Consider the following 15731-nt stretch of genomic DNA (forward strand, 5'->3'; position numbering starts at 1 on the left):
AGCGAATCGGTTTTTTGATTAGAATGCGTCTGTTCGGACAAACCCCTCTTCGTTTGTTATACTGCTTTAGTTATGTTTATTAACTATTTATAATCAAATGAAACAGGAGGCGGGTGGCAGATGCATTTAACCGCACAAAAACTATGGACGAAAGACTTCCTCATCATCTCTCTCGTCAACTTCTTCTTAACGCTCATCTTTTTCTTATTGATGGTGACGATTGGTGTCCACGCCGTCTCGGCATATGGGGCTTCGACGAGCGAGGCTGGCCTTGTCACCGGCATCTTCATTATCGGGACCCTCGTCGGGCGACTCTTTATCGGGCGCTTGATCGATTCGATTGGACGTCGCAAGACGCTCCTAATCGGCCTCACGTTCTTCACCGCTACGATTTTGCTCTATTTCCTCGACTTTGGCATCGGCTTCTTACTGTTCACCCGCTTTGTCCACGGTCTCGGGATGGGACTGTCGAGCACGGCGACGGGAACGATTGTCGCCCAAGTCATTCCCGGCTCCCGAAAAGGTGAAGGCATCGGCTATTACAGCATGAGTTCGACGCTCGCCACCGCCATCGGACCGTTCGTCGGTTTGATGATGAGCCAATACACGAGTTTCTCGGTCATCTTTCTCACCTGTCTCATCGTCGGTCTCATCAGTCTCGGGAGCGCCTTGTTCGTGAAGGTGCCTGAAGCTGAGAATCCGCAAGTCATCCGAGGGTTTTCGCTCGGTGCATTTGTCGAACCGAAGGCGTTACCGATCGCGCTGATCATCGGCGTCGCCGCCCTCAGCTACTCGAGCGTGCTATCCTATATTAATTTCTATGCGAGCGAGCTCGACCTTGTCGAAGCCGCGAGTATCTTCTTCCTCGTCTATTCGATTGCCGTCCTCATCTCGCGCCCGATCACGGGTCGTCTGATGGATGCACGCGGCGCCAATGTCGTCATGTATCCGGCTATCGTCCTGTTCGCCATCGGCATGCTCGTCTTGAGTCAAGCGAACAACGCCGTCATGCTGTTACTCGCTGGGGCATTGATCGGACTCGGCTTCGGCAACATCCAGTCCGGCACGCAGGCGATCGCCGTCAAGGCTGCGGACCCCCATCGGATGGGCATGGCCACGTCGACGTTCTTTATCGCGCTCGACGCAGGCCTTGGATTCGGCCCTTACTTGATCGGATTGCTCATTCCGTTGACCGGTTTCTCAACGCTGTATCTGTTGCTTTCCGGTGTGGCCTGCTTCACCGTGCTCCTCTACTACTTGATGAACGGCCGCCGCGAGCGGACCGAAATGAAACGAGCAGCCTGACAGGACTTTTCACAGTCCTGTCTTTTTGGAATGTTCACACATTTTGTCTCAACTTGCGGTAATATGAAAATGACGCGCCGAAAAGTTTTTGATTGAAATGAGGGACATGATGCACGCCGACCAGACCATTCAACACTATTCCTCCGTCCTGCTCCGTACGTTCGACAAAATTTCAGATTTTGTCTTCTTCATGGAAGTGGACGGTTCAACTTATCGCTACTTATTTGTAAATGAACCGGGACGACAGGCGATTGGCTGGACAGATGCCGATATCGGGAAACGTGTCGAGGACATGGTTCCGCCCGAGACGGCCACTCTCGTCACACGCCATTATGACCAGGCCGTCCGCGAACGAAAAAGTCTCGTCTTCGAGGACTATCGCTTGGCCGAACCGTCTTATACGACATCGTCCGTCTCACACGAGATTCGCTTGCCGGTTCATTACTATGAATCCGAGGTGACGCCGGTCTTCGATGAGTCGGGTGCCTGCACGCACGTCATCTCGGTTGTCCGAGAAGTGACGGACCGGAAACGTCGTGAACTCGAGCTGTCTATCTTGAAAGACCAACACGAATCGCTCCAACGCTATTCACCTCACGGCATCTTCGTTCTTGACGACGCATTACGTGTCCAATCGGTCAATCCTGCCGTCACGCAAATCACTGGCTACGAGGAAGCCGACTTGTTGGGGCAGTCTTTTCTGTCATGGCTACCCGAGTCGGAACGGGACCTTGTCGATGAGGGCCTCCGCTTCGCCTTGTCCGGAACGCCGCATAAATACGGCATGACCGCACCTCAAAAGACGGGCGACTGGCTTGATTTGGCCATCTTGAACATCCCGATCGAGGTCGGGGGACACATCACGGGACTGTTCGCCATCATTATCGACCATACGCCGGAGAAGAATGCCGAACGGGCGACCCAGGAGAGCGAACGTCGTTATCGCCAATTGATTGAAACGATTCCTGAAGGCATTATTGTCCATAAAGACGGTGTGATTCTATATGCCAACGCCTTGGCGCTAGAAACGATTGGCGAGAGGTATATCGAGAATGAATCGATTTTCACGTTCGTCGCCACGGAATATCATGAGACGACCAAGGCACGCCTTCATGCGTTGCGCCAAGGCGATCCGGTCCAAGACACCGAGGTCGTGCTCGTCACCCCGGCTGGACGAAAGCTGCATATGGATATCGGCAGCCTGTTAATCAATTATGAAGGAACGACTGCCGTCATGACCTTGTTGCGCGACGTGACTGAGAAGCGTGAGATGGAGCGGGCCCTGCATCAGAGCGAGACGCAATATCGTCTCATCACGGAGAACATGAGCGACCTCGTCTGTATTCTCGAGCGTGACGGACAAGTTCGCTACGCCTCGCCATCCCATCAAACCGTGCTCGGATATGCCCCTTCTTTCTATGAGGGCAAGAACACGCTCGACTTCATCCATCCGAACGACGTCGAACCGGTTAGACAACAACTTCGGATGATGACGGCGACGAGCGAGCCACTCACGCTCGAATTCCGACATCTGCATCAAGATGGCCGTTGGATTTGGCTCGAGACGAAGATTCAAGCGATTTATGACGACAGCGGGCAACTACTTCATTATTTGACCGTCACGCGTGAAATCATGAAACGAAAAGTGCTCGAGAAGCAGCTTAAGCATTTGGCTTATCATGATACGTTGACCGACTTGCCGAATCGGCGCTACTTCCTTACCTATTTAGAAGAGACGTTAGCACGGTTCACAGAAGAAGACGAGGCACTCGCCATCTTGTCGCTCGACATCGATCGGTTCAAACAAATCAATGATACGCTCGGTCACGACATCGGTGACGAGTTGCTGCGCCAATTCTCCGCTCGTTTGACCGACGTGTTGCGCAACCAAGATGTGATCGCCCGCTTCGGCGGTGACGAATTCTCAGTGCTCATCCGCTACACAGAAGCAGACGCACCAAAACGGGTGGCCGAAAAACTGATCACCGCCCTACAACACCCATGGCAACTAGAAAACCATTCGTTCGTCACGACTTCAAGCATCGGTGTGGCCCCGTACCGTGCTGGCATGTCGACGAAATTGTTGCTTAAACAGGCAGACTTGGCCCTTTATCAGGCGAAAGCCAACGGGCGCAATCAATACGTTGTGTATGAAGACCGCTCTTAAAGCGGTCTTTTTTCACGTGAAACATTTTAAATTATCATCTAAACACGAACATTAAATACAATTAAACGAAAATCATAAAGAATTTTTACCTTCTATCACCATATTCCTTTGACATATATCTCGATTTAAGTTACATTACCGAATGGGCGAAGTATTTACCAATCAACAAATCAAATTGTTCGTAAATAGGGGTGTGACAACATGGATAAAGTATTTGATTATGAAGATATTCAATTAATTCCCGCAAAATGTGTCGTTGATAGCAGATCTGAATGTGATGCGAGCGTGACGCTCGGAGGCTTCACGTTCCGACTGCCGGTCGTTCCAGCCAACATGCAAACGATCATCGATGAGAAAGTGGCGTTATCACTCGCCGAGAACGGCTATTTCTATATCATGCATCGCTTTAACCCGGAGACGCGACTTCAGTTCATTGAAGATATGCATGGACGCGGTTTGTATGCATCGATCAGTGTCGGTGTGAAAGAGGACGAATATCGCTTCGTCGAGATGCTCGCGGAAGCCGGACATACGCCGGAATTCATCACAATCGATATCGCCCACGGCCACTCGAATGCGGTCATCCGGATGATTCAACATATCAAACACCATCTTCCAGGTTCGTTCGTGATCGCCGGGAATGTCGGGACACCAGAAGCGGTCCAAGAACTCGAACATGCCGGGGCGGATGCGACGAAGGTCGGCATCGGGCCAGGTAAAGTCTGTATCACGAAAATCAAGACGGGCTTCGGCACGGGCGGGTGGCAACTCGCCGCGCTCCGTTGGTGTGCCAAGGCGGCGACAAAGCCGATTATCGCGGATGGGGGCATCCGGACACATGGAGACATCGCCAAATCGATTCGCTTCGGGGCATCGATGGTCATGATCGGTTCGCTGTTCGCCGGACACGACGAGTCTCCGGGTGAGGCGTTCGAACAAGACGGAAAATTGCTCAAAGAATACTTCGGGTCGGCTTCTGAATTCCAAAAAGGGGAACGGAAAAACGTCGAAGGCAAGAAAGTGTTCGTCGAGCATAAAGGGGCGCTCCAAGACACGTTGACCGAGATGGAACAAGACCTCCAATCGGCCATCTCTTACTCGGGTGGGGACAATCTCGATGCATTGCGCACCGTCGATTACGTCATGGTGAAAAATTCAATCTTTAACGGGGATAAAGTATATTGAAAAAAGGCGACTCACGCGAGTCGCCTTTTTTCAATCAGCTGTCAGTTGCTTCGTCATCATATAGTAGTCCGATCCCGGCGGATAATCATGGAGCACGCCGGCGACTTGATAGCCGAAGCGCTCATAAAACGTCTTCGCTTGAAAGGAGAACGTCGTCAACTTGACGCGCGTCGCCCCGAGTTCACTGGCCAACCGTTCCCCTTCCTTGAGCAGACGGCTCCCTAGGCCAGCTCCCGCATGTTCTGACGCGACCCAGAGTCGGTCCAAGTCGAACCAGCCCCAATAGACGCTCCCGAACAACCCCGCGATCACGTCCCCGTCCTGTTCCACTTTCAACTGAACGACCGGGACGTCGGCGTTGCGAATTTTGCGATGGTGTACCGAATGAGCGTCATTGAATGTTCGCAATCGACTGGTCAAAAATTGTTGAAACGCTTCGTCCTCATCGTGAATTCGTTTGATGTCCATCACGCTTCCTCGCTCGAACCGTTCACGAAGAACGAGATCAACTCTTGTGTTTCTTCGTCGACGGTTCGACCTGTCAGACGTTCGTATTGAGCGGTTATCGCTTCTTTATTTCCTGGGAAATTAGTGGTGATTCGGGCCAAATGGCGTAAAACGTCTCGGTCTTTCTCATATTCGGGACGGGTCACGACTTGGCCATGCGACCAGACGTACGCCTCGGCCTCAAACTGATCGAGTAGTTCTAAGAGACGCAATGTCCGTGCCGGGGTCATCCTCCAAGACGGCGCGTACAAGTTCGCATAGAGGGCATCCCCTAAAAACAGCACCTTTTCCTCTGGCACATAAGCGACGACCGCATCAGCAGCGTGATCTCCACCAACGTGCTTCAGAATGACGTGTACCCCGCCGAGGTCGAGGGTGAGCGTATCATCGAACGTCAGCGTCGGTAAGACGACGCGCATCGACCGCTCCGCACCATATTCGAGTTTGATCGCTTCCGCACAAAACGCAATCTCTCGTCCGTCTTCGACCCGGTCGGCTAAGGAAGCATCGTCCCACGCATAGGGCAGCAACCGTTCCATCCCGGCTTTTGTCGCCGTGCTTGCGATGGAGACGGTGTCAGTCAGCGCCGACAATCCAAAGATATGATCCCAATGCCAATGCGTCAACGTGACGATTGACGGTCGTTTGATGCCCCGCTCGGTCAAGGCGTCTAGAAATAAATTCGTGTGCGCCTCAGAGTTCCCCGCATCAATCATGAGCGTATGGATGTCGCCGACGACAGCCCCTAAAATGGGACGATCGGTCTCCGCGACCGGGTCCATATACCAAAATCGGTCCGAATGCTGTTTAAGTGACTGCATGATTGGCCCCCTCCTTCATCTGTAATACTTTAAATGCCTCCGTATCAATTTTCTTGATGTGAGTCGTACACGTAATAGCCATCTCCCCCGCATTTTTTGGCGACATACATCGCCGCATCCGAGTGATGGATCATCGCATCGAGCGAAGCGTGGTCTTGTGAGCAAGCGACGCCGATACTGGCCGACAACCGCAAGGATAAGCCATCTCCGACGTTCATTTCCTGGGAAATGAGATGGTTTAACTCCTCAAATCGGTCTGCCTCGACTATTTCTCGCTCCGTATCGATGACGATTAAAAACTCGTCGCCCGCGAAGCGATACGCCTTCCCGTCATACGTTTGACTGAATGAGCGAATCCGTCGTGCCGTCTCGATGAGCACTTCATCCCCGATCAGATGACCGTAGGAATCGTTTACTTGTTTAAAATCATCCAAATCGATGAACAACAGCACGACCGACTGCTTCCGATTCATCTTTTGTCTCATGTCGGTCATGAACGAGTGCCGGTTCGCCAGTTTCGTCAAACTGTCTTGGGTGATGAGTTCGATGACTTCCTGATGCTTACGTTCGCGCCGAATCTCGTTCTCCATCCACCGGGTCACGAGCAATATCGTATCCGTCATCTCGTTGATCGTCGCTGCGTCGACTATGTCGTTCAAGCTACCCTGTTCGGCCAAGAACACGACCCAACCGAACGTCTTGCCATCATTGGACAACGGCAGACTGATCATCGAGCTAAACTCGATTCCATCGATCACAAGTTCGGCACGACCTAATTTTTGGTGCCCGATTGTCGTCAAAGCATGAAGTTGTTGCAGGGCATCACTCGTCCAGTCGAGCTTGCCTTCCCCGTCCTCGGATAAGACGCGATGTTTCGACTCCGTCGAGAAGACGACGGCATGGGAATAGCCGATCCAGCCGCGGAGCACCGTCTGAATCCGTTTTAGTTTATTGCCGAACGGTTCATGAAGTGCCGTCACCTCATAAAGTGACTCGAGCGTCTGTTGACGTTGTGCCTGGGCCCGTGCCTGTTCCGTCAATTCGATTTCAGCCATGACCCAACGCGCGAAATCTTCAAGCGACTGCAACGCTGCCTCGTCAAACGTGCGAGCTCGTTCGTCCGTTACACAAAGCGTACCGATGACATGTCCGCTTCGCGTCGTGAGCGGAACACCGGCATAAAAACCGAGGTTTTCAAGCAACGGATTGTTTGTCCCGGCCTCAGACGTCTGCACATCCTCGATGACAACCGACGATTGGCCAGTCACGACCCGATCACACAGTGTCCATTCCCGGTCCACGTGTGGGCTCTCAAGCAAGGGACCCGCGCAGGACTTGAACCATTGTTGGTCTGTCGTCAAAATCGAGATGAGCGCGACCGGCATGTTCAGCGTGCGCGCGACAAGTCGCGTAATCCGATCATAGCGCTCCTCTCGCGGAGTGTTTAAAATCTCAAGGCGCAGAATCGTCTTCAATCGCTCGGCTTCTTGCTCATCAAGTACCGTCGACGGAGAAGTCGTGGCCAACTCGAGTTGCCGTAGCGCCGCATGTTGATAGACGAGCGCATCGAGCGCCTGTTGGAGATCATTCAGCGGGAGCGGACGACTGAAGAAATACCCCTGAATCTCATCACAACCGAGCTGTTCCATCACCCGATACTGTGCTTCTGTCTCGACCCCCTCGGCCGTGACCTCTAAATTCAATTTTTTAGCGAGTGAGACAATCAATTTGACGATTTCATACTCTTTCAGGCCGTTGTCTTTATCTAATTGACTGATGAATGAGCGGTCGATTTTAATGCCGTCGATTTCAAACATCTTCAAGTAATTGAGGGAAGAGTAGCTGACGCCGAAGTCGTCAATCAACACGCGAAAGCCTTTCGTTTTCAAATAGTCGACCGTCTGAATGCCAAGGAGCGGTTCTTGCATGAGCGTATGTTCCGTGATCTCAAACTCGAACTGTTCTGGTCTCAACCCGTATGTCGCGAGCACCTGTAATAACTGTTTGATATAGTCTTGCCGAAACAACACCGGGGATACATTGACCGCGACACGTCGCCCTGCAAACAGGTCCGGTTGCTCGATCATGTCACGACAGACACGGTCGAAAACGAACCCGGTAATGTCTTCAATCAAGAGCGACGTTTCGGCAATCTTAATAAACGTTTCCGGTGAGACGTTACCGAGCGCCGCACTATGCCACCGCACGAGCGCCTCAAAATGAACCATCCCGTCCTGACAGCCAACTTTCGGTTGATAGACGACGCTCAGTTCATCTGCTTTCAGTCCCTTGATGAGTTCCATCTCAATCGTCATCTCATCGATATAATGTTGGACGTAATCGTCCTTTTCGTACACTTTGATGATTTGCTTGCCCGCTTGTCTCGCTTCGAGGAGCGCCGTTGACGCATTCATGATGACCCGGTCGGCGTCCTCGCTCCCCGCGCTGATTCCGAGACAACCGGATAAAGCGAACTCGGTCTCGGCCACTTGGTACGTGTACGCTGCAATGGCCGCAAGCAATCGTTCGCCATGTATCGTCGCCGTCTCGATTGAGGTGTAGGGCAGCACAGCGATAAAATCTTCCCCGTCTACGCGTCCGATAATCGATCCTTTCGGCAACAGGTCCGATAAGTGCCGCGTCATCTCTTTAATCAGGCGATGGGACTGTTCCACACCTTGAAGGGATAAGATGATTTTAAAGCGATTGATGTGCAAGCGCATAACACTCGTCGCTTCCGCTCCTTCTTGTTTCGTGAACAGCTTCTCGAGCTCGAGCTTCACTTTCATCAAGTTTGGCATCCCGGTCAAATAATCGATGTTCTCGATGCTACTCAATAGCTTCATTTCTGCCTCTTCCGACAAATCGGTCGTCAGCCCTAATACATAGCGCACGTTACCCGCCTCATCTTCGAGCGGCATGAGAACGGAGGAAGCAAAACGGGCCGTATTGGTCTCGATATTCATTTGTGACATGAAATAGACCGGTGCGCGCGTCGCGACGACTTCGTCATAATGCACGATTAACTCGTTGGCGACATCGTCCGCATACATATCATGTAAATACAAGCCACTCACATCGTCCGGGAGCGAGGACGCCAGTTTCCCCTGTTCACTGACGCGTGCGTACCGATATCCCTCAGGCGTCACTTCCATCAAAAACACCATCCGGTATAATTGAACGAATACGTCAAACAAATAGTGCGGATCGATCTTCATCTGCTGCATACTGTACCTCCAGGCAATCTCCGTTTCTTCTAGTTTAGTGGTTTTAGCCGGTCTTGTTCACGAAACCGTTTAAAAAAAGGGGAAGACGTTTTTAACGAGCGGGTAATAATCGGGTATAGATAAGTAAAAGTCGCAAAAATGAGGTGAACCATCATGCTCAGTCGAAACGTCTATCCACAGACACGGCCCGGAAAATGGTCGGTCCTCTTGTTGCTTGCGGTGTTCGTGCTCTTACTCGTGTCTGCTCTCATCGTCCAATCCGCTCAACCGTTCAACTTCGACACGTTATTCGACAACACGTGGGCGGCTATCGTATCGATGTTGGCCATCGCCGCCACACTCGGTGCGTTCGTCGTGGGGGTGTATACGATCTTACGCAATCACGAACGTTCGGTCGCCGTTTTCTTTACCTTCTCGCTTGGCGGGCTTGTCGCTTTGTTCGTGCTCATGCAACTGTTCCTCTAATCAAAAACTGCACCGGTCCCCGTTAGGACCGGTGCAGTGTTCGTCATAGAAGTTCTTTGGCGAGCAACCGATAGACGTTCAAGCGGCTCTCTTGTGTATGCTGGATGCTGCAAATCATCGCCTCATCAAATCCATAATGGGCTGATTCTTCCTGCAGTTGCGTCGCAATCTGCTTCGGTGTCCCGACGAGATGGATTTTTCGGTTGTTGGCGATTTGAATCTTGTCGATTTCGGTGAGCGGATAGTCGTGTGCTGCCTCCGGACTCATCAATTGGCGGAGCTGGCCTTTCATCAAGAACAGGCGCGATAGATCGGATGGACGTGCCAAATACTCGGCCTCTTCTTCCGTCTCGGCCGTCGTGACGAGATACGTGACGCTGATGTCCGGCTTCTCCATGAAAGCGGACGGGGTGAAGTGCTGACGATACGCGTCAAGCGCCGCGACACTCAGTTCCCCATTGAAGAATTGAGCGAAGGAATAGCCGAGCCCCATCCGTCCTGCTTGGATGGCGCTGTTCCCGCTCGACCCGAGGAGCCATGCCTCAGGGAGCTTCACCCCCGTCGGCGCTGCCGGCGTATTCTTATACCATCGTTCTTCCGGCGCCTCATCGTTGATGAGTTGGAGTGTCGTCCCGAGTTTTTCATACAGGCCGTCCATCATCGGTTTTTGCCCTTGCGACATCGCGTAAATGGCGTTGGCGTCTCCACCCGGTGCCCGCCCGACTCCAAAGTCGATGCGGCCCGGTGCGAGCGCACTGAGCGTCTTGAATACTTCGGCCATTTTGAGCGGTGAATAGTGCATCATCATGATGCCACCTGACCCAAGACGAATTCGTTCTGTCTTGGCCGCAATATAAGCCGCGACGACTTCCGGTGCCGAGCTAGCGAACGACATGCCGCCGTGATGTTCGGCCATCCACATCCGGTAATAGCCGAGCTCTTCTGCCAATTGGGCCAGTTCGACCGCACTTTGTAACGCATGTTCTGACGTATGTCCGGATGTCACCGGCGCTTGATCCAATACACTTAATCTCATCTGTATCGCTCCGTTCCTAAAGTATATATGGTGAATATCTCGATTTTGTAAGACTCGCCGTCATCATACTAAAGTGAGCCGGAGAATACGAATAGTTCGCTCTTGAGAACGCTTTCTTTTTTCAGAAAATTACAACGGGTTGTTGCCTGCTGGATGTTCACTTCTCTATAATGAACGAGAAGAAGCTATTCCTTCATAGCAATTCACGTAACGCACGATGGGGACGTGCCAGTGAAGCGCACACTACACTTTCGGGGAAAAGGGGTAAATTGAATGAATCACACACCAAACCGGTCCGGTCATGACGGGCCCAGATTCACATCAGCAGATTACATGAAATTCATCATTCCATCGTTAATCGGGATTCTATTCTTCATCGTCCCAATCCCGTCTGGTGACGGGTTCACCATTCCCGTTGCCTTTTTATCGAACTGGCTGATTGATTTGATTGGCGACTTCGTACCGACGATTGCCGTCATCATGATGGGAATCTCGGTCGTCGGTTCACTCATCACGTACGCGGTCAAACCGGCGTTCATTTTAGAGCGTCCACACATGAACACGTTATTCAACGTCACACCGTTCTGGTTTGTAATGCGCGTCATCGGTTTCATCGCCGGCGTCATGACATTACTCGTCATCGGTCCCGAGGCGATCACGTCCGAGTTCACGGGTGGGTTGTTGTTATATGACTTAATCCCGATTTTGTTCGCGACGTTCCTGTTCGCCGGGATGTTATTGCCACTCCTGTTGAACTTCGGATTGCTCGAGTTCGTCGGCACGATGCTCATCAAAGTGATGCGCCCGCTGTTCCGTCTACCGGGTCGGGCCTCGCTTGACGCGCTCGCGTCTTGGGTCGGGGACGCCACAATCGGAATTTTATTGACGACAAGACAATATGAAGAAGGCTACTACACGAAACGGGAAGCCTCGATTATCGCCACGACGTTCTCTGTCGTCTCGATCACGTTCACAATCGTCATCTTGTCGTACATGAAACTCGACGCCTACTTCCCGCATTATTACGGAACTATTATCTTGTCTGGTATCGTCGCCGCGCTCATCATGCCGCGCATCTATCCGTTGTCCCGTAAGCCCGACACGGCATATGAAAAAACGGAATTGAAATCGGAAGAACCGGTGCCGGCGAATGTCCCAATGCGCGTCTGGGCACTACGTCAAGCGTTGCTCAAATCAAAATCGAGTAAAGGCGCCGGCGCCACGTTCAAAGACGGGTTCCAAAACGTGCTCGACATGTGGCTCGGCATTTTGCCGGTCGTCATGGCCGTCGGAACGATTGCGCTCGTCATCGCCGAGCACACGTCATTGTTCACGATTCTCGGCAAACCGTTCGAACCGATTCTCATGCTGTTGCAAGTGCCAGAAGCAGAGGCCGCGGCCCAAACGATGGTCGTCGGGTTCGCCGATATGTTCTTACCAGCCGTGCTCGGCAGCGGCATCGAGAGCGAGTTGACGCGATTCGTCATCGCCTGTGTGTCCGTCACCCAGCTCATCTTCATGTCTGAGGTCGGTGGATTGTTGCTCGGCTCAAAATTGCCAATCTCGTTCTTCGATCTCGTCCTCATCTTCTTGTTGCGGACGATCATCACGTTACCGATTATCGTCGGGATCGCCCATCTCATCTTTTGACGACGACACGCCCGTTCTCTCATTCCAGAGGACGGGCGTTGTTTGTATAATAAAGAAAAAGGGAGGTGCGTCATGGACGAACATTATGCCGGACAGCTCGAAGTAGCGAAGAAAGGCTATGCTGGAATCATCGACCCTAAGGCCTACGTGAACGACCGCTATCACGGCCATTGGACGGTCAAAAGCGAGAAGCGCATCAGCGGGGTTCCAGTGTTGCTTCAAAAAGCGTTCAGCGGGGGCAAGAACAATTGTACGCTCACCTCGATGACGGCCATTTTCCGCTATTACCATGACCTTGGCTATGAGCGCATCCCAGAGGACGTAATCGAGATTCAACGAGACGCGCGTGAGATTGCGCTCGCCCATCAGTTCAAAGACGAGAAAGGCACACCGCCGACTCGAATCAGTACGATCGTCACGAAACTATGGGCCCATTACGGCTACAAAGGGCACAGCAGCTCACGTTATCTATGGAAATGGTCGACATTCGAGCGTGAACTCGCGGCCGACCGCCCCTTCATCTTGAATATGGCGAACGGATTTTATAAAAATCACTCCGTGACCGGAATCGGGTACATCATCTTCCACAAGCCCGGCTTTCCAGACGTCATCTTGCTCGAGGTGCTCGATAACCGCTCCCGCGACATCCGCTATATCGATTTCAACGAGTTCAACTTTTGGGGCAGTATCACACGCGTCCAGCCGCCAAAGCTTGACGTTCAGCCAAAATAACGACGAGCGCTCGCTTCGATGGCCGCCCCGATTTGCATCAGATGCTCCCGTTTCGCATACGAGCCATGGTGAAGCCCGAACGCGTCTCGACCGTTCCCGAGACCGACGAACACTTCAGACGGTTTGAAATGTAACCCGATTATCGGGATACCGAGCGTCATGTGATAACCGAGTTCGAACCGGGCACTCGGATACGCGTCGAGCCGTTCACTGTGCGTGAACCCAGTAAATGCCGCACAGTTATCCCGCCCCAGGACGATCAAACGGGACGGGGTCACATAACGAATCGTCCGTTCGAGCAAATCGAGCGATGTCGGGTGCTCCATCCACTGGCGTCCCGTCTGCAATTGGCCCATCTGACGCGACGTCGCATATTTGAAGAAGTCGATATGGAGTGCCGACCCATCGTAGAATGAGCGTCCCATGCCCTCAAGCAGAGCCTCGAGCTTCGCCCCGCCCGGTTTGCCGAACCAACTCGTCGTCGCCCGTCCGCCCTCAAAGTAAGTCGCAGCATAGTCAAGCGTCGCTTCGAGCGCACTTTCATCTTGTAAGTAGGTATCGAGTGATTCGTCACGCCAATAGAACTTTTGCGATTCCCCACTTCTGACGGTGCCGTCCCGTTCGTAAAATTCGCCGCGCGACGGGTTCGTCCCGACGGTGAGCCACTGTTGCTCCGTCGGGCGCCCATACCATAAGACCGGCGAGGCGCCATCAATCAGTTCCGCCTGAAACGACGACGTCATGAGCGCTTGTTGAAATCGAATTGCGTCTTGCAATAGCACACATGCCTGATCCATCGTGCCACATCCTCTCTACTCGGTCGTTTCCCGCTTTCAGGCACATGTAAAATAAGTTATAGTGAGAGGACGAAGCCAAAAAAAGGACGTGGATCTATGCGTATCAACAAATTCATCAGTGAATCCGGCAAGGCGTCCCGCCGCCAAGCCGACCGTCTCGTCGAAGAAGGACGGGTCACCATCAACGGGAAGAAAGCGAAAATCGGCGACCAAGTGAACCCAGGAGACGAAGTGCTCGTCAACGGTTCGGCCGCCCGCGTCGCACGAAACAACGTCTATATCGCCGTCCATAAACCGGTCGGGATCACGAGCACGACCGAGAAGAAAGTCAAGGGCAACTTGGTCGACCTCGTCAACCACCCGCTACGCATCTTCAATATCGGCCGTCTCGATAAAGACTCGGAAGGGCTCATCTTGATGACGAACGACGGTGATATCGTCAACGAAATCCTTCGCGCCGAGGGCGAGCACGAGAAAGAATACATCGTCTCGGTCGATAAGCCAATTACCCCGGAGTTCGTCGAACAGATGGAAGCCGGCGTCAAAATCCTCGGCCAGAAGACGTTGCCGTGTAAAGTCCACCAACTGTCGAAGTTCGATTTCAACATCACGCTGACGCAAGGACTCAACCGCCAAATCCGTCGCATGTGTGAAGCGCTCGGCTACGAGGTGTACCGTCTTCAGCGCGTACGTGTCATGAACATCACGCTCGGCAAGCTCCCGCCCGGACAATGGCGCGACCTGTCGAAGAAAGAGCGCGAGCAGTTGTTCCGCGAATTGAATTACGAACCGAAAGAATGGTATTAAAACAAGCCCAGACGCTTTTGTCTGGGCTTGTCATCGTTCATAGAGCGATGCGACATGGTCGGTCTCTCGTCGGATAAAGCATTTGAGTTGGGCGCATAAGTCATCGAGTTGCCCCATCGTCGTCTTGAACTTGAAGGTCGCATGGAAGTGGTCGAACGGATCGTGTTGCCACTCGTCATGGATGAAGACGTCGACTTGAATCGTGCCTGTCCGATCAATCATCGTGAACGTGAGGCTGATTTTATGGTCATCCGCATCAGGGTCCAACAACTGCCAAATCACGGGTTCCTTGCCCCAGGTGTTGTTGAATCCAGCAATCGAGTCAATCAGTTCTTGCAGTGTCTCATCCTGCATATATACATCTTGATTGCTCGAACAGACAGATGCATGGAGCTGAAGCCTAATCTGATAGAACAGCTCCGTCTCGTCCATCCAAATCCGTTCCATCTCGAATTGAGTTTTCATTTTCTATACCCGCTTTCTCGTTTTGACCTAGCCACTTATTCCGGACGAAGCGATTCGACCAGGTCGGTTTCGCGCGCCAAGAAAACAGACAGTTGTCGCTGCAAATCATCCATCTGCCCCATCGTCGTCTCAAACGAGAACGTCACCTGCATGTCCCCGCCATCGCCTTTCATTTGCTCGACCACGGCGTTGACTCGAACGGTCCCTCGCCCATTCGCCAGTTCGAACGTCAAGGAGACATGAACGAGCGGGACATCGAGTGTCCACGTCTGGGGCGACTTCCCATTTCGTGCATTGAACGCGGATAAGGTGGAGATCAGCGTGTCGATGTCGGATGCGGGTACATACTCGTCCACCGTGACCTCGCACCATTTCCCTTTCAGGGTCAATACGACTTCCATTTCCAAACCGTCTTCCCACATCCGTTTCATGTTGAACTGTTCCACTGTTCCCATCCCTCGCTCTCTCATTTCGACTATATCATGTCGTTTCCACGAAATCCGCCAACTTTTCGTCAAAACGGGAATAGTTCTATGCAGATGATTTCGCAACGAAAAGAGGTGAATC

The 15731-nt window shown here is 52.4% G+C and carries 14 protein-coding genes; 7 read left to right on the forward strand and 7 right to left on the reverse strand.

Going from position 1 to position 15731, the window contains the following annotated elements; translation table 11 throughout:
• Positions 1 to 120 precede the first annotated feature (120 nt).
• The 3 genes from KNP82_RS10250 to guaC all read left to right on the forward strand — a co-directional run bounded on the left by KNP82_RS10250 (position 121) and on the right by guaC (position 4657).
• A complete protein-coding gene (locus tag KNP82_RS10250; protein ID WP_131471984.1) occupies positions 121 to 1305 on the forward strand; it encodes an MFS transporter in 1185 nt (394 codons plus the stop codon).
• Positions 1306 to 1414: 109 nt separating this feature from the next.
• Complete coding sequence (locus KNP82_RS10255; protein WP_029596385.1) at positions 1415 to 3472, forward strand: PAS domain S-box protein; 2058 nt, start codon at positions 1415 to 1417, stop codon at positions 3470 to 3472.
• Between the two features lie 201 nt (positions 3473 to 3673).
• Positions 3674 to 4657: a GMP reductase gene (gene guaC / locus KNP82_RS10260; RefSeq protein ID WP_214827846.1), complete on the forward strand. Its 984-nt coding sequence runs from the start codon at positions 3674 to 3676 to the stop codon at positions 4655 to 4657.
• 30 nt (positions 4658 to 4687) lie between these two features.
• Here the strand turns inward: guaC and KNP82_RS10265 are convergent, their stop codons facing one another.
• From KNP82_RS10265 to KNP82_RS10275, 3 genes are read right to left on the reverse strand one after another with little or no spacing between them, the layout of a single operon-like run.
• Positions 4688 to 5125, reverse strand: coding sequence for a GNAT family N-acetyltransferase (locus KNP82_RS10265; protein WP_214827849.1), 438 nt, complete (start codon positions 5123 to 5125; stop codon positions 4688 to 4690).
• The gene (locus KNP82_RS10270) at positions 5125 to 5985 is read right to left on the reverse strand and encodes an MBL fold metallo-hydrolase (RefSeq protein ID WP_214827852.1); all 861 of its coding nucleotides are present in this window, start codon (positions 5983 to 5985) and stop codon (positions 5125 to 5127) included. Before KNP82_RS10270 ends, KNP82_RS10265 begins: the two co-directional genes overlap by 1 nt.
• A 44-nt stretch (positions 5986 to 6029) precedes the next feature.
• Complete coding sequence (locus KNP82_RS10275; RefSeq protein ID WP_214827855.1) at positions 6030 to 9212, reverse strand: EAL domain-containing protein; 3183 nt, start codon at positions 9210 to 9212, stop codon at positions 6030 to 6032.
• A gap of 153 nt (positions 9213 to 9365) precedes the next feature.
• Here KNP82_RS10275 and KNP82_RS10280 point away from each other — a divergent pair, with 153 nt between their 5' ends.
• Positions 9366 to 9677, forward strand: coding sequence for a hypothetical protein (locus tag KNP82_RS10280; RefSeq protein ID WP_029596390.1), 312 nt, complete (start codon positions 9366 to 9368; stop codon positions 9675 to 9677).
• A gap of 43 nt (positions 9678 to 9720) precedes the next feature.
• On the opposite strand, the gene KNP82_RS10285 is transcribed toward KNP82_RS10280, so the two are convergent.
• Complete coding sequence (locus KNP82_RS10285) at positions 9721 to 10713, reverse strand: LLM class flavin-dependent oxidoreductase (protein ID WP_029596391.1); 993 nt, start codon at positions 10711 to 10713, stop codon at positions 9721 to 9723.
• 273 nt (positions 10714 to 10986) lie between these two features.
• On the opposite strand from KNP82_RS10285, the gene KNP82_RS10290 reads away from it, so the two are divergent.
• Entirely contained in the window at positions 10987 to 12363 is a 1377-nt protein-coding gene (locus tag KNP82_RS10290; protein WP_214715282.1) for a YjiH family protein, read from the forward strand.
• A gap of 72 nt (positions 12364 to 12435) precedes the next feature.
• Positions 12436 to 13095: a C39 family peptidase gene (locus KNP82_RS10295; RefSeq protein WP_029596392.1), complete on the forward strand. Its 660-nt coding sequence runs from the start codon at positions 12436 to 12438 to the stop codon at positions 13093 to 13095.
• Here the strand turns inward: KNP82_RS10295 and KNP82_RS10300 are convergent.
• The gene (locus tag KNP82_RS10300) at positions 13083 to 13892 is read right to left on the reverse strand and encodes a hypothetical protein (RefSeq protein WP_214715290.1); all 810 of its coding nucleotides are present in this window, start codon (positions 13890 to 13892) and stop codon (positions 13083 to 13085) included. The two genes, KNP82_RS10295 and KNP82_RS10300, sit on opposite strands and share 13 nt — an antisense overlap.
• A 96-nt stretch (positions 13893 to 13988) precedes the next feature.
• Between KNP82_RS10300 and rluF the strand changes: the two genes are divergently transcribed.
• On the forward strand, positions 13989 to 14699 hold the full coding sequence (gene rluF / locus KNP82_RS10305) for a 23S rRNA pseudouridine(2604) synthase RluF (protein ID WP_021067926.1): 711 nt from the start codon (positions 13989 to 13991) through the stop codon (positions 14697 to 14699).
• A 30-nt stretch (positions 14700 to 14729) separates the two neighbouring features.
• On the opposite strand, the gene KNP82_RS10310 is transcribed toward rluF, so the two are convergent.
• Together KNP82_RS10310 and KNP82_RS10315 are read right to left on the reverse strand one after the other, a co-directional pair.
• Positions 14730 to 15164 carry a hypothetical protein gene (locus KNP82_RS10310; protein WP_214715292.1) on the reverse strand — a complete coding sequence of 145 codons (435 nt, stop codon included), beginning with the start codon at positions 15162 to 15164 and terminating at the stop codon, positions 14730 to 14732.
• A gap of 35 nt (positions 15165 to 15199) precedes the next feature.
• Positions 15200 to 15619, reverse strand: a complete 420-nt coding sequence (locus KNP82_RS10315) for a hypothetical protein (protein ID WP_214715294.1) — start codon at positions 15617 to 15619, stop codon at positions 15200 to 15202.
• Positions 15620 to 15731 lie beyond the last annotated feature (112 nt).

It is taken from the genome of Exiguobacterium sp. s26 (genome assembly GCF_018618235.1).
Lineage (GTDB): Bacteria > Bacillota > Bacilli > Exiguobacteriales > Exiguobacteriaceae > Exiguobacterium > Exiguobacterium chiriqhucha.